This window comes from Massilia sp. GER05 (assembly GCF_052056005.1).
Taxonomy (GTDB): domain Bacteria; phylum Pseudomonadota; class Gammaproteobacteria; order Burkholderiales; family Burkholderiaceae_D; genus Telluria; species Telluria orientalis.
The window spans coordinates 3218025-3232098 of the sequence record NZ_CP178858.1; the positions used below are offsets into that span (position 1 = coordinate 3218025).

General features: G+C 66.8%; 13 protein-coding genes. 5 read left to right on the forward strand and 8 right to left on the reverse strand.

The window, feature by feature from the left end; translation table 11 throughout:
• Positions 1-85: 85 nt before the first annotated feature.
• Positions 86-3046, forward strand: a complete 2961-nt coding sequence (locus tag ACL58G_RS14440; RefSeq protein WP_440967484.1) for a putative bifunctional diguanylate cyclase/phosphodiesterase — start codon at positions 86-88, stop codon at positions 3044-3046.
• A 77-nt stretch (positions 3047-3123) separates the two neighbouring features.
• Here ACL58G_RS14440 and ACL58G_RS14445 read toward each other — a convergent pair whose 3' ends face one another.
• The 8 genes from ACL58G_RS14445 to ompR all read right to left on the reverse strand — a co-directional run bounded on the left by ACL58G_RS14445 (position 3124) and on the right by ompR (position 9424).
• Complete coding sequence (locus ACL58G_RS14445; protein ID WP_413384545.1) at positions 3124-3465, reverse strand: DUF4124 domain-containing protein; 342 nt, start codon at positions 3463-3465, stop codon at positions 3124-3126.
• Between the two features lie 62 nt (positions 3466-3527).
• Positions 3528-4481: a DMT family transporter gene (locus ACL58G_RS14450; RefSeq protein ID WP_440967486.1), complete on the reverse strand. Its 954-nt coding sequence runs from the start codon at positions 4479-4481 to the stop codon at positions 3528-3530.
• Between the two features lie 107 nt (positions 4482-4588).
• Entirely contained in the window at positions 4589-5230 is a 642-nt protein-coding gene (locus ACL58G_RS14455; RefSeq protein ID WP_413384549.1) for a hypothetical protein, read from the reverse strand.
• Between the two features lie 164 nt (positions 5231-5394).
• Positions 5395-5778 (reverse strand): hypothetical protein, encoded by a 384-nt coding sequence (locus tag ACL58G_RS14460; RefSeq protein ID WP_413384551.1) that lies wholly within the window; start codon positions 5776-5778, stop codon positions 5395-5397.
• Positions 5779-5839: 61 nt separating this feature from the next.
• Positions 5840-6568 carry a helix-turn-helix transcriptional regulator gene (locus tag ACL58G_RS14465; protein WP_413384553.1) on the reverse strand — a complete coding sequence of 243 codons (729 nt, stop codon included), beginning with the start codon at positions 6566-6568 and terminating at the stop codon, positions 5840-5842.
• A 248-nt stretch (positions 6569-6816) separates the two neighbouring features.
• A complete protein-coding gene (locus tag ACL58G_RS14470) occupies positions 6817-7176 on the reverse strand; it encodes a YXWGXW repeat-containing protein (protein WP_413384555.1) in 360 nt (119 codons plus the stop codon).
• Between the two features lie 107 nt (positions 7177-7283).
• Positions 7284-8630, reverse strand: a complete 1347-nt coding sequence (locus tag ACL58G_RS14475) for an ATP-binding protein (RefSeq protein WP_440967489.1) — start codon at positions 8628-8630, stop codon at positions 7284-7286.
• A 29-nt stretch (positions 8631-8659) separates the two neighbouring features.
• The gene (gene ompR, locus ACL58G_RS14480; protein WP_056137191.1) at positions 8660-9424 is read right to left on the reverse strand and encodes an osmolarity response regulator transcription factor OmpR; all 765 of its coding nucleotides are present in this window, start codon (positions 9422-9424) and stop codon (positions 8660-8662) included.
• Between the two features lie 219 nt (positions 9425-9643).
• On the opposite strand from ompR, the gene ACL58G_RS14485 reads away from it, so the two are divergent.
• The 4 genes from ACL58G_RS14485 to ACL58G_RS14500 all read left to right on the forward strand — a co-directional run bounded on the left by ACL58G_RS14485 (position 9644) and on the right by ACL58G_RS14500 (position 13967).
• On the forward strand, positions 9644-10024 hold the full coding sequence (locus ACL58G_RS14485; RefSeq protein WP_413337438.1) for a hypothetical protein: 381 nt from the start codon (positions 9644-9646) through the stop codon (positions 10022-10024).
• Positions 10025-10141: 117 nt separating this feature from the next.
• Positions 10142-10666, forward strand: a complete 525-nt coding sequence (locus ACL58G_RS14490; RefSeq protein ID WP_440967492.1) for a hypothetical protein — start codon at positions 10142-10144, stop codon at positions 10664-10666.
• Positions 10566-12026, forward strand: a complete 1461-nt coding sequence (locus ACL58G_RS14495; protein ID WP_440968037.1) for a flagellar assembly protein A — start codon at positions 10566-10568, stop codon at positions 12024-12026. The genes ACL58G_RS14490 and ACL58G_RS14495 overlap by 101 nt, the downstream gene beginning before the upstream one ends.
• Positions 12027-12101: 75 nt before the next feature.
• Positions 12102-13967, forward strand: coding sequence for a M2 family metallopeptidase (locus ACL58G_RS14500; RefSeq protein WP_440967494.1), 1866 nt, complete (start codon positions 12102-12104; stop codon positions 13965-13967).
• The last annotated feature ends 107 nt before the right edge of the window (positions 13968-14074 follow it).

Genomic DNA, 14074 nt, shown 5'->3' on the forward strand with positions numbered 1-14074 from the left:
ACGGCACTACTGTAAAGCTGTATCCTTGCGAAACGATAACGGCCGCCCGCGCCCACGGGCCGCGATACGAGCTTCGCAGATACTCATGCAATTCACATCATCCGGTCGCTGGAAACTGCCGGGCATGGCGCAGTCCGCGCTGGACCTGACGTTCAAGGCGTTCGCCTATTATCTGATTCCGATCGTGATCGGTGTCGTTTCCATCGTCGCCCTCGTGTGCTGGGACAGCCAGTACGTGGCGGGCAGCAGCGATGCGCGCGACATCCGCGTCCTGAAGGAAACGGCTCCGCTGAGCCCGCCCGCGGCCAACGCCCGCCTGCATGCCGCCGTTCCGGTGTCGTACTTCGACACCCACCTGTCCGAAGCGCCCGTGTGGTTCCGCTTCAGCACGCGTCCGCGCGCGCCCGGCAGCATCGTCGGCGACGTCATCGAATTCCCGTCGCGCCACGCGGTCGATATTTCCTGCTGGGACGCCGCCACCCTGCAACTGCTCGGCATGGCCACGCGCGAGCAGGGCACGCCCTATCTGCATTCGTCCAAGGCCGGCTTCGCCCTGCAACTCACCGATCTGCCGCGCGAGATCCTGTGCCGCGGCACCTTCGCCGGCCCCGCGCGCGTGAACGTCGTGCAATGGCCGGAGACCCAGTTCGACCTGTCCGTCGAGGGGTTCCACCGCAAGTCGGGCCTGCTCGACGGCGGCATGATCGTGCTGTCGCTGTTCGTCCTGATCACCGCGCTCATCAACCGCCAGCCGCTGTACGTGCTGTTTTCCGGCTGGCTGCTGTTGAACCTGCGCATCGCCGGACTGTCGGCCGGCTGGGACATCCAGTGGCTGGGCATGACCGTGCCGCCGCAATGGATGCTGCTGGGCCGCTCGCTGACGATCGCGTTGTATGGCGTGTCCACGCTCACGCTGTACCAGGCCCTGTTCCGCGAAGAGCTCGTCAAGACGCGCTGGGCGATCCCGCTGCGCATCACGCAATGGGCGTGCATCCCGCTGCTCATCGGTGCCGTCACCATGCCGTACGGGACGTTCCTGCCGATGCTGTGGGTCATCATGGCCTTCGGCTTCACGCTGATGACGCTGGGCCTCATCACGATCATCATCCGTTCGCGCAACCGCGTGGCGGGCTGGTTCGCGGCCTCGTTCGCGCTGACCTATGTCGCCTCGCTGGCCGAGGTCGTGTCGGCGGCGCTCGGCATGCACCAGGTGCTGAACGTGATCAACAGCGTGACGGCGGCGCTCGCGTCGAGCCTGCTGGCCGCGCTGGCCGTCGCCGAGCAGATGCGCATGGAAACGCAGAAGCGCCGCGAAGCGCAGGAAAAGCTGGAACATGCCTACGAGGCGATGCCCGTCGGCCTGTTCACGCTGGACATGTACGGTAATATCGTGAGCGCCAACCCGGCCATGCGCAAGATGCTGGGCATCACCGAGATCGTCCCCGGGCGCACGTCGTGGAAGCAATTCTTCGCCGACAGCCTGTGGTCGGAATTGCTGGAGCAGGTGCACTTGCGCAGCGACGCCGAGATGCAGATCGCCAGCCGCGACGGCGCCCAGCGCTTCATGGTCAGCGCCACGCTCGCGCGCGGCCGCGTGGAGGCGGTGCTGCAGGACGTCACCGAGCAATACCAGGCCACCGAGCAACTGCGCTTCATGGCCAACAACGACCCGCTGACGAAAGTCTTCAACCGGCGCGGCATCGAAAAGATGTTCGAGGGCGCGGCCCAGCTGCTCAACGCGGGCAAGCCGCTGGCGCTGGCCTACATCGATCTCGACCGTTTTAAACTGATCAACGACCTGTTCGGCCACGCGGCCGGCGACGAAGTCCTGAAGCAGGTGTGCGAACGCATGGAACTGACCCTGGCGGGCGGCCAGAAGATCGGCCGCGTGGGCGGTGACGAATTCGTCATCGTCATGCCGGACACCGCGATCCCGCTGGCGTCGCTGATCTGTCGCGGCATCGTCGACCGCATCGGCGGCACGCCGTACCGCGTGGGCGACAAGGCGTTCCACGTGCGCGGCTCCGTCGGCCTGATCGAAGTCTCGCCGGGCATGCCGATGAAGGATGCCGTCTCCACCGCGGACCGTGCCTGCCGCGAGGCGAAGGGCGGACACCACGAAGGCCTCGTCGTGTACGAACGCGGTTCGAACGCGTTCCAGGAGCGCACCAACGAATTGAACCTCGTCGCGCGCCTGTCCGGTCCGGACGCCACCGAGGGCATGTTCCTCGAGATGCAGCCGATCATGTCGCTCTCCGCGCCGTACGAATCGCTGAACTTCGAGGTGCTGCTGCGCATGCGCGAGGCGGATGGCCGCGTGGCCCCGGCCGGCCCGCTGATCGCCGCCGCCGAGAAGAGCGGGCGTGCGGGCGTGATCGACCGCTGGGTGCTGTCGACGACGCTGTCGTGGATCGAGGACAACCTGGAATCGCTGACCAATACGCGCTTCGTGTGCATGAACCTGTCCGGCGCGTCGCTCAACGACGAGCGCTTCGTGCAGGACACGCTGGAAGTCCTGGCCCGCTACACGCACGTGGCGAGCCGCCTGTGCATGGAGATCACGGAAAGCGTGGCGCTGCACGACCTGGACAACACGCGCCGCTTCATCGACCAGGTGCGCAACTTCGGCGTGAAGGTGGCGCTCGACGATTTCGGCGCGGGCTACACGTCGTTCTCGTACCTGAAGGAGCTGCCGGCGGACGTGCTCAAGATCGACGGCAACTTCATCGTCAACATCAACGCGCACCCGGCCAACGTGGCCATCGTGGAAGCGATCGTCAGCCTGGCCGGCAACCTGGGCATGCGCACGATCGCGGAGTGGGCCGAGGACGCGGCCACGATCCGCACGCTGGCGGAAATCGGCGTCGACTACGTGCAGGGCTATGCGGTGGCGCGTTCGCAACTGCCGGAAAAGCTGCTCGCGGCAAGTTCATCGGCGAGCTTCATCCAGGGCGAGGACGTGCTGCAGCTCGTGCGCACGCTGGGCAGCTCGGCCAACGAGGCGGACCTGCGCGGGTTTGTCCCTTACGACGAACATTTGCTGTAGGGTGGGCGGCCTCCGCCCACGCTCGACGTCAACCTACCGCACAAGTCACGCGTGGGCTCGGGTGGGGGCCCCCCACCCTACTGGAGCCCCGCCAGGCGCGGGCGCGCATCCTGCAGCATCAGCATGCGCCGCGCTTCCTTCAGCGTGGCGATGTCGCGCGCCAGCTTCACGGGCGCCGCGAGATTCGGCCGTTTCCACGTCACGCGCGGCAGCTCGGCCGCGGGCAGCACGTGGCGCTGCGGCGGCAGAGGGCCGGTGTCGCGCGACACGGGCGTCGAGACCGAACCGGACGCGCAGGGCTGGTCGGTCAGCGTGACGTGACCATTGCTGTCCACACATTTGACGATCTCGCCGGCCCATGCCGGCGCCGCCAGTACCGCGGCGGCGATCATGCTCAGCAGTCTAACTGGGCGTTTCATGGTGTTCTCCTGTGCTAGGTTCCCATCGTGCCCGGCGCGGCCGCCTGCCTCTGTTCGGTGCTTCACCCAGTGCGCATGTCGGCCTCCAGCGCCGTCGTGACGCGCGTTTCTTCGCGATGGGCCCGGGTGCACAGGACAACTCCCGCGACCAGCAGCACCAGCGCGACCGCTTCGAGCGGCGTCGGCCAGCGGCCTTCCCACAGGTAGCCGTACAGCGACGCGAAGATGGTCTCGAACACGATCATCTGCCCCGTGAGCGTGAGCGGCAGCGCGCGGCTGGCCACGTTCCACAGGCCATTGCCGAGCACGGAACAGAACAGCGCCATCGCGCCGATGAGACCGGCGAAGCGCAGCCAGTCCGCGTTCGTGTGGACGAGCGTGTCGCCATACAACGCGGGCACCGCCAGCACGATCGCCTCGAGGCCCGTGACGACGCCCGTCAACAGGTTCCAGTCCTGCGCCGACACGTGGGCCAGCCGCGCCAGCCAGCGGCTGTTGCTGACGGCATACGTCGTCCACGACACGAGCGCGCCACCGGCGCACAGCAAGCCCGTCAGGGAGCCCCAGCCGGAGGTGGCAAGCGATTGCGAGCCGATGCAGACGAGCCCCGCCGTGCTGCAGGCCAGCGAGGGCAGCAGTTCGCGCAGTGTCGGAGAATGGCGCTCGCGGCTGCCGACGAGCGTGACGGCGAGCGGCAGCAGGCCGATCACGAAGGCCGTCATCGCGACGCCGCCCGTCTGCACGGCCTTGGCCAGCAACACGTAGTACAGGATATTGCCGATGAAACTGAGCCACGCGAGCGCCCGCCACTCGCGCCACCCGAGCGCGCCCTTCAGCCGGCGCCACGACGGCGCGACGAGCACGGCGGCGACGAGCCCGTAGGCGAGATAGCGCCCGGCGGACAGCTGCAGCGGCGGAAAATCGGCGGCCAGCCTGGGGGCCAGGAAGACGAGTCCCCAGAACGCGCCGGCGACGATGCCGGCCGCGATGCCGAGGAGGGTTTTGTGCGTGCTCACGGGATGCTCCAGATGCGGAAAGCATCCATTGTCGGGGGAGGGCGGCAGGGTGTCTTGGCTGGAACTACTGGCGAATTGACCGCGTCTCTCGATGCCTGTTTTGCGCGCTAGAGCACTGCCCGATTCTGCGAAATCGACCGGTTGAATTCGAGCCAGCTATTGCCGAGCTCCGTGATCTGGTAGTCGTTGCCGATACGCTGCAAAAACAGATTCGATTCCAGCCAGATCCGGATTTCCTCGCTCATCATGGGCGCTTCGAGGCCGCATTGAATGCTGTTGAGCGCACGCACGCAGGCATAATGCTTCAGCGCCTGCCGCCCTTTCACGGTGATCACGGGCTTGCCGTCGTCATCCAGGTGAATCAGGCCAAACCGTCGCAATTCAACGGGACACTCGGCAATCGTCATCCGGTGCATGCCGGTGTCCGCTTCAAAGCGAAGACGGTGCAGGATCGCCATCGCTGCCGCGTCGAGCGTGACCGGTTCGTCGTCGTCGGTCGACGCTGGCTGCGGCGCCGCGGACGCAGACGGCGCTTCATCGGTACGACGTCGCTGCGCGCGGCGTTCCTCGGGAATGGCCAGCACGCGCTCGACCAGCGCCTCGTCGAGGCCATTGCGCAAGAGTAGATTTTTCGCGGCGGCGTTGCCGAAACTGCGCCGCATGGCGAACATGGTACGCAGGATTTTTGCGGTGACGCCATCGGTACGTCGATCTCCCGAGCGTCGATCAGGGTGAATCACGAGAGCCATGGCCGCCAAAAGATGTGTCGATGATTAATAATAACAAAAAATCATCGAAATTGGAGGCTCAGGCTGTCATGTCTTACAGCGCGCGATTTTTCGAGCTTCCCCGGGAGAGCTTCCATTTGGCAGCGTCCGCTTCGGGCGAAAGGTCAGTCTTCGGCCAGCAGCTTTCATTTCTTGCGATGAAACCGCTGTGCCCCGATGGGCTTGCCGGCGGCATACTCGATCAATTCGATATGCCGGGTATCGTAGATCAACGGATAATTGATCCGCACCGCCGAGCCACCGCTGCCGCACGTACCGCCATCCAGCTGGAGCAGATAGGTCGGTATGCTGCCCTTGGCCCCCGCGATGAACTTCGTGCCGCGCGCGTTCACGTACACCGTTCCCGGCTTTTCCTGTTGTACCGCGAATCGGCGCATGCACTTGGGCACCGACTTGTCCCGCCCATGCCAGGCGATGGTGTCGCCCTTCACGGTAAGCGTCGTGTAGGGCGATCCCGCCTGCTCGTCCGCGAGCCAGCGTCCGGCAAACGGCACGGGTTCCGCCAGCACGGACGAACTGCAGCCAAGGCCGGCCACGACCGCAACGAGCCGTGCGCAAGACATTACACGCTCAGCCATGCCGATTCGCCCGCCGATACGCTCCAGGCGTCATCCCCGTCACGTCCCTGAGCGCCCGCGTCAGCGCGCTCTGGTCCGAAAAGCCTGCCGCCAGCGCGATGTCGGCGATGGAGCGCGACGTGTCCCCCAGCCACGCCTGTGCGCGTGCCAGGCGGACGTCGCGCAGCCACGCGTGCGGGCTCGTATCCAGTTCCGTGCGGAACAGGGCGTGCAGGCGGCTGACGGACAGGCCCGCGCGGCGCGCCATCGAATCCGTCGTCCAGGCGAGGCCGGGCTCCGCTTCGACGCTGGCCATGAGCGCGGCGAGGCGCGAGGTGGGGCGGGGCGCGTCCAGCGCGATGGTGTCGAGCAGCAGCGGGACCCAGCCGCGCAGCAGTCCGCGATCGAAGGCCTGCGTACGCATCACGCCCATGAATTCGACCAGCTTGCGCGCGCCCGGGCCGAGGCTCATGAACGGGCGGTCGAGCATGCGGTCCCAGGCCGGGTGCGACATGGCGGCCGGTTCGACGTCGAGGATCAGCGACTGGTTGGTCCCGATGCCGCACTGGGCGTGCCAGGCGTTCGGCGCGACGCAGGCGGCGCGCAGCGGGTCGAGCCGTCCCCGGCGGCCTTCGATGTCGAGCAGCACGGCGCCGCTCACGGGCAGCACCAGCTGGGCGAACACGTGGCGGTCGGTGACGATGTCGGCGCCGTAGGTGCGCAGGTGGAGGTCGGTATCCATGGCCGGCAGTCTAGCAGTGATTGTGCGACAAGGCCTACAAGTCGACGGGAAAAAATTTATGCGCCTGCCCTCTTGCAGGCGCGGTCGCCGGCCCAATTTGCCATCCTGATTCAGCGCCTTCGGGCGCGTGTCTCCTCTGTCTCCTCCAAGTGCAAACTTGGATTTACCGCCTGGCGCAGCAATGCGCGGGCGGTTTCTTTTTTGTGGTGCGCCCGGCCAGCCTGTCCGGGCGCGGTGCTGCGGCTGCGTCAGTCCCGGCGCGGATTGTTGGGATGGTCGTCGAACCGGTTCGGCACGCCGTCGCCGTCACGGTCGCCGCGGCGCCAGCCGCCGCGTTCCATCACCCAGCGGCCGTTGCGCTCGACCCAGGTCGGGGCGCGGTAGGCGTAGCCATGGCGCTCGCGCAGCCATTTGCCGTTCGTCCAGACGTAGCGGCCGTGACGCCATTCCCAATGGCCCGGCGCCCACACGTAGCCGTGGCGCGCGGCCGGGATGCGTTCGTCGCGCGGTGGGGGCGGGGCAGTGCGGATGACGACATCGGCGGCGGCCGGCAGCGCGACGCTGCCGAAGGAACCTGCAACCAAAGCGGCAATGAGCAGTTTTTTCATCTTGGCCTCCTCATAAGTAGGTGTAGGCCGACTGTACTGCCGCGTTGCGGGCGCGACCGTGCGGCGTTTCGCTTAACGCCGCAACTGATGATGCTGGAAGGGAATGCTCAGGTGGCCAGCGGCAACGCGAACTGCAGCACAAGGCCGCCGCCGTCGCGGTTGCGCACGGTGAGCTCGGCGTTGTGGCGGGTGATCACGCGTTCGACGATGGCGAGGCCCAGGCCCGCGCCGTTGGCCTGGCCGCGGGCGCTGTCCAGGCGGGTGAACGGCCGCAGCAGCTGCTCGATCTGGTCGTCCGGGACGCCGGTGCCGTGGTCGTTGATCTCGACGACCGCGCGGCGGCCGTGGCCCGTCATCCTGACGTGCAGGGCCATGTCGATCTCGGTGACGTCCGTGCCCGGCGTCTTGCCGTAGCGGCGCGCGTTCTCGATCACGTTGTTGATCACGCGGCGCAGGTCGGTCGAGTTGCCCATCACGTGGATGTCCGCGTCGATGTCGGTCGTCGTGCGCACGTCCGGCAGGCGGGCGGCCGCGTGCGCGCAATCTTCCAGCAGTTCCGAGAGGTTCACCGGCACGAACGTCGCGCTTTCCGTGGGGCGCGCGAAGTCGAGGAACTGGCCGATGATGGCGTCCATCTGGGCGATGTCCGACTGCATGCCGATGCGGGCTTCGTCCGACAGCGGCGCCATCTCCACTTCCAGCTGCATGCGCGCAAGCGGCGTGCGCAGGTCGTGCGAGATGCCGGCCAGGATTACGGCGCGGTCCTTCTCGAGCTGCTGCAGGTCGTCGACCATCTGGTTGAAGCTGCGGTTCGCCTCGATGATCTCGCGCGATCCTTTTTCCGGCAGCGGGGTGGGGCGCTTGCCTTGGGCGATCGAGCGCGCGGCCGCCGTCAGGCGCGCGAGCGGCAGGTTGACGAGGCTCGAGATCAGTGCCGCGCCCAGCAGCGACAGCACGCCGACCACCGTGGCCCAGCCGAGCCACTGCACGCGCGTGAGGCCGGGCAGCTTGTCGCGCTCGAGCATGAGCCAGTACTTGTCGCCGTCGATGTCGAAGCTGACCCAGAAGCCGGGGATCTCGTTGACCATGCGCGAGAAGCGCGTGTCCGGCCCCAGCTTGTCGCGCACGAGGGCGGCCACTTCCGGCATCAGCGAATTCGGCGGCGGCGGTTCGACCGTGTCCGTCGGCTTCACGTCGTAGATGCGGATGCCCTCGTTCGACACCAGCTCGAACAGCAGCTCGCGCCGCAGGTCGGGCGCGGAGTGCGTCAGCGCGGCCTTCGTGATGGTGACGACGGAGACGAGCAGTTCGGCCGTCTGCTCGACCTGCGGGCCGCGCTGGAAGACATTGAGCATGCCGATCCACGAGGCCATCGACAGGCCCGTCAGCATGGACAGCAGGAGGAAGGTGCGCCAGAACAGGCCACTCTTCATCCTGCCGAAAATCCGCGGCATGGCCTGTTCCTTCGACGTTGATGCGAACACTAGCGCGGCTGGCCTTCAGGAATGAATACGTAGCCCAGGCCCCATACGGTCTGGATGTACAGCGGGCTCGACGGGTCCGGCTCGATCAGCTTGCGCAGGCGCGAGATCTGCACGTCGAGCGAGCGGTCGAACACTTCGTACTCGCGGCCGCGCGCCAGTTCCATCAGCTTCTCGCGCGACAGCGGCTGGCGCGCATGGCGCGCGAACACTTTCAGCACCGAGAACTCGCCCGTGGTCAGCGGCACGGTCTCGCCGTTTTTCTTGAGCGTGCGCGTGCCGAGGTCCAGCACGAAGTCGCCGAATTCGAAGGTCTGCGGCGTCTCGCTCGGCGCGCCGGGGATCTCGTCCGGGCCCTTGCGGCGCAGGACCGCGTTGATGCGCGCCACCAGCTCGCGCGGGTTGAAGGGCTTCGGCAGGTAGTCGTCGGCGCCCATCTCGAGGCCGACGATGCGGTCGACGTCCTCGCCTTTCGCGGTCAGCATGATGATCGGGGTCTGGTCGCCGGCACCGCGCAGGCGGCGGCAGATCGACAGGCCGTCTTCGCCGGGCAGCATCAGGTCCAGCACGAGCAGGTCGTAGCGCTCGCGCAGCCACAGCTTGTTCATCGCGGGCGCGCTTTCGGCCGTCACGACCTGGAAGCCCTGTTCGGTCAGGTAGCGGCGCAGCAGGTCGCGCAGGCGCACGTCGTCGTCGACGACCATGATCCGGGCGGAGTGGCCGCCATTCGCGCCGGCCGTGCCGGCATTCGAGCTCGTTGCATTCATCGTTCTGTCGGATTTGTCAGATTAATGTCGCTATGGTAACGTCTTATGGCTCGACGCCAAGGGGGTATCGTTGAGCCATTACATTGTGTTACAAACTTTACCCAATTCGCCTTATGCCCGAAGACGATTCCTCATACACTGGCCTCATCGAATCGCAGCTTACACCACAGCTCAAAACCACAGCTTACTCCTGACACGGCAACGCGAATGAGGAACACCATGAACAGTGCGTTCACACATCACCACGCAGCGAAAAAGGCCGGCCGCCTGGCCCGCCGCGCTGTGCTGGCGTGCGCCCTGGTGCTGGGAGCCGGCGGCGCGTTTGCCCAGCAACACGGCGACCGGCGGGACGACCGCGGCGACCGGGGTGACTTGCAATCGCAATCGCAGCCGCAGTTCTCGCGTTTCCGCCTGCCCCCGCAGGACCGCGACCAGCGCGACGACATGCGCGCCTACGAGGAACAGCGCCGCGCCCAGCAGCAGGAGCAGCGCGAGCAGCAGCACGAGCGCCGCGGCAGCCGCATGACGCCGGACGAACGGCGCGACCTGCGCCGCCAGATCAATGAAGCGGGCATGGACCTGTACCCGCAGCGTCGCTGAAATTTCTTTGCATCAACTTAGTTGCTTGATGTTTATTTTCAGGTGACAACATGATACGCTAGCCGGATTCTGCCGCGGCCCAGCCCATGCCGCGGCATCAACCGCACGGAGCGTATCGTGACCACAGACCTTTCCGTAACGGCGACCCGCTTCGCCGCGACCGGTCCCGAGCATTGCATCGCCAAACGCGACGACGGCGTGTATGCCGATCCCTCCGTGCTCGGCACCACGCTGGTGGCGGCCATCGACAACGTCTACCGCGCGGGGAACTACTTCACCGGGATCGATTATCCCGTGCTGATGAAGGCGCTCTTCGGCCACGGTCCCGAGCTGCCGCAAGGGCCGGACGGCACGACGCTCGTGCGCTTCGCGGCCGACATCCAGACCTTCGATCCGGCGCGCCGTGCGCTGTACCGCGCCGTCAAGATCGGACGCGGCCATGCGGAATATTACTTCGAACCCGTTCTGGCTGCCCGACCCGGCCGACCCCGACGCCGCCGGCTTCCAGACCCGCCTCGATCTCGACGAATTCATCGCCGACGTGTGGATCAAGGGCATCCGCTTCGGCCTCGACCTGCCGGCCATCCGCGCGGCGCTGGAATCCACCAGGGCCGACCGCGTCACGGTCGCGCGCCAGCTTGATCCGGTGCCGGGCGAGGATGCGCACATCGTCGAAGTGTCGGATGACCTCCACCGCAGCGACGCGCCGCTCGAACTGGGCAACGGCCGCCTCGACCTGAACAGCTTCCAGAACCGCTTCCCGCAGATCCAGGCCGGCGTACGCCTGTTGAAGAAAGTCCCGGCGACGGCGGGCGCGATGGGCTTCGAGATGTCCGGCACACCGCTGCCGCCCGAGCCGGGGCGCGACGTCGACCTGCCGGCATATGCGGGCACCGGCACGAAGGTGGAGCGCACGCCGGAAGGCGAGTTCCTCGTGTCCAGCGCGGCCGGGTTCCTGATGGTCGATGCGAAGACGAGTCGCATCTCGGTCGAGGACAAGGTCGTCAGCCGCGACGGCGTCAGCGCCAAGACGACGGGTAACCTGAGCCTGACCGGCGACTACGAGGAGTTCGGCGAAGTCCAGGAAAAGCGCATGATCGAGGCCGACAGCATCACCGTGCACGGCGACGTGTTCGGCAGCCTCGTGTCGCGCGGCGGCACGGTCGATGTGCGCGCGAACCTCGTGGGCGGCAGTGCCCGCAATACGCGCGGCGACATCCACGTGCGCGGCGTCGCGTCGGCTTCGGTGCTGTGCGCGGAAGATGGCCGGATCGTCGTCGAGCGCGCGGAAAACTGCGTCATCGCGGGCACGCGCGTCGAGGTGAAGCACGCCGTCAACTGCGAGATCGTCGGCGACGAAGTCGTCGTGAACATGGCCGAGGGCTGCGCGCTCGCGGGCCGGCGCGTGACGGTGGAATGCACGGTGCCGCGCAAGCAGAGCGAGATGCTCGTGGCCGTGCTGCGCGAGGAAGGCCAGCAGATCGGCGAGGTGATCGCGGCGGTGACGCAGCGCGTCGCGCAGTTCGCCACCCTGGCCGCGCAGCTGAAGGCCGCGCAGGATGCGATGACGGGCAAGCCGGACGTGCGCCGCTACCTGATGCTGGCCACGCGCGTGCGCAAGGGCGAGATCAGCCTGACGCCCGAGCAGGCGCGCCAGTTCCAGAAGATGGCGCAGGACGTGGGCCCGGCGCTGAAGGCGCTCGGCGACGTCTCCGCGAAGATCAAGGCCGCGGAAGCGGAGCAGCAGGCGGGCACGCAGATGCTCGCGAACCTCGAGGCGCAGCGCGGCGACGCGGCCAGCATTTCCAGCGTGGCGATCGCCTCGGTGCAGGGCGAGACGCAGGTGCGCATCCTCGCCTACAGCTCCGCGGACGGCCAGCCCTGGCGGTGGTCGCCGCGCGAGATCCGCACCCGGCTGCGCGGGCCGCAGGCGGGAGAACTCCTGTTCATCGGCGGCGCGGGCAGCGTCGCGTGGTCCAGCGATACCGTCGCCGCGTCGTAAAGTTTATACTTGGGGGTGGCCACCAGGCCATACCCATAACGACTCCAATCCGACAGAGGGGAAACCTTGAACACCATGCGTCCCATCCTCCAGCGCCGCCCGATCGGCGCGCTGGTCGCCGCCATGTGCGCCGGCGCGCTATTCGCAGCGCCGGTCCATGCCGCAACGAAGGCAGCCAGCAGCAAGGGCAAGCCGACCGTGGCCGAAGCAGAGCGCTTCGTCGCCGAATCCGAAAAGAAGCTCGACCAGCTGGGCCTCGACGCCGGCCGCGCCGAGTGGGTGGCCGAGAACTTCATCACGCTCGACACCGAGACGCTGACCGCGCAGGCCAACGAACAATACCTGACCGTGAGCGGCGACATCGCCCTCAAGGCGCGCCGCTACAACGGCCTGAAGGTCTCGGACGCGAGCGCCCGCAAGCTGATGCTGATGCAGCAGTCGCTGATGCTGGAGAACGCCGACGACCGCGGCGCGTACGCGCGCCTGGCCGCCAGCATGACGGGCGCGTACGGCAAGGCCAAATACTGTCCGGCGGCCGTTGCTGGCGCGGCAAAGCCGGACTGCATGCCGCTGGGCGAACTGGAAAAAGTGCTGGCCACGAGCCACGACCCCGCGCGCCTGAAGGAAGTCTGGCTCGGCTGGCACGCCCAGTCGCCCGCGTACAAGCAGGATTATGCGAAGTACGTCGAGCTGTCGAACAAGGGCGCCCGCGCGATGGGTTATGCCGACACGGGCGCGCTGTGGCGCTCGCGTTACGACATGGCGCCGGATGCCTTCTCGGCCGAGATGGAGCGCCTGTGGCAGCAGGTGAAACCCCTGTACGACTCGCTGCACACGTACACGCGCTACAAGCTGCGCCAGGCCTACGGTCCGGACGTCGTGCCGGCCGACGGCCCGATCCCGGCCCACCTGCTGGGCAATATGTGGGCGCAGAGCTGGGACAACCTGTACCCGATCCTGAAGCCGGCCGGCCTCGAAAAGGGTGAAGACCTGACGGCGCTGCTGGAAGAGCGCAAGACGAGTGCCGTCGAGATGACGCGCTATGCCGAAGGCTTCTACACGTCGCTGGGCATGCGCAAGCTGCCGGCCACGTTCTGGGAACGTTCGCTGCTGACGAAGCCGCGCGACCGCGACGTCGTGTGCCACGCATCCGCCTGGGACCTGGACGGCAAGGACGACGTGCGCGTCAAGATGTGCATCACGCCGACGGCCGAGGACTTCCGCGTCATCCACCACGAGCTGGGCCACCTGTACTACGACCTCGCGTACAGCAACCAGTCGCCCATGTTCAAGAACGGCGCCAACGACGGCTTCCACGAAGCCATCGGCGACACCGTCGCGCTGTCGATCACGCCGGCCTACCTGAAGAAGGTCGGCCTGATGAAGACGGACCCGGATCCGAAGCAGGAGATCGGTCCGCTGCTGTACACCGCGCTGCAGAAGATCGCGTTCATGCCGTTCGCGTACAAGGTCGACAAGTGGCGCTGGCAGGTCTACGGCGGGCAGGTCAAGCCGGCCGACTACGACAAGGCCTGGTGGGCGCTGACGCAGCAGTACCAGGGCGTATCTCGTCCGGCACCGATCGCGGACGGCGGCTTCGACGCCGGCGCGAAGTTCCACGTCGCGAGCGACACGCCGTATGCCCGCTACTTCCTCGCCCATGTGCTGCAGTTCCAGTTCCACCGCGCGCTGTGCAAGGAAGCGGGCGACACGGGACCGCTGTACCGCTGCTCGATCTACGGCAACCAGAAGGCCGGCGCCAAGTTCCAGCAGATGCTGGAGATGGGTACGAGCAAGCCGTGGCCGGAAGCGCTGAAGGCCGTGACGGGGTCGGACAAGATGGATGCGACCGCGATGCTGGAATACTTCGCGCCGCTCAAGACCTGGCTGGATGAGCAGAACAAGCAGCTGGCCGTCGAAGACGCGAAGTTGAAACGCTGATATTCGTTTCGCGTGGGCTCGGGGAGCCCACCCTACAGCTGACATTCGTTTCGCGTGGGCTCGGGGAGCCCACCCTACAGCGTCGTAGGGTGGGCACCCCGTGCCCA

Excerpts from the sequence above, each read along its gene's own strand:
- ACL58G_RS14440 (WP_440967484.1), top strand. The coding sequence starts at position 86 with ATGCAATTCACATCATCCGGTCGCTGGAAACTGCCGGGCATGGCGCAG.
- ACL58G_RS14445 (WP_413384545.1), bottom strand. The coding sequence starts at position 3,465 with ATGAAACGCCCAGTTAGACTGCTGAGCATGATCGCCGCCGCGGTACTG.
- ACL58G_RS14455 (WP_413384549.1), bottom strand. The coding sequence starts at position 5,230 with ATGGCTCTCGTGATTCACCCTGATCGACGCTCGGGAGATCGACGTACC.
- ACL58G_RS14465 (WP_413384553.1), bottom strand. The coding sequence starts at position 6,568 with ATGGATACCGACCTCCACCTGCGCACCTACGGCGCCGACATCGTCACC.
- ACL58G_RS14470 (WP_413384555.1), bottom strand. The coding sequence starts at position 7,176 with ATGAAAAAACTGCTCATTGCCGCTTTGGTTGCAGGTTCCTTCGGCAGC.
- ACL58G_RS14475 (WP_440967489.1), bottom strand. The coding sequence starts at position 8,630 with ATGCCGCGGATTTTCGGCAGGATGAAGAGTGGCCTGTTCTGGCGCACC.
- ompR (WP_056137191.1), bottom strand. The coding sequence starts at position 9,424 with ATGAATGCAACGAGCTCGAATGCCGGCACGGCCGGCGCGAATGGCGGC.
- ACL58G_RS14485 (WP_413337438.1), top strand. The coding sequence starts at position 9,644 with ATGAACAGTGCGTTCACACATCACCACGCAGCGAAAAAGGCCGGCCGC.
- ACL58G_RS14500 (WP_440967494.1), top strand. The coding sequence starts at position 12,102 with ATGCGTCCCATCCTCCAGCGCCGCCCGATCGGCGCGCTGGTCGCCGCC.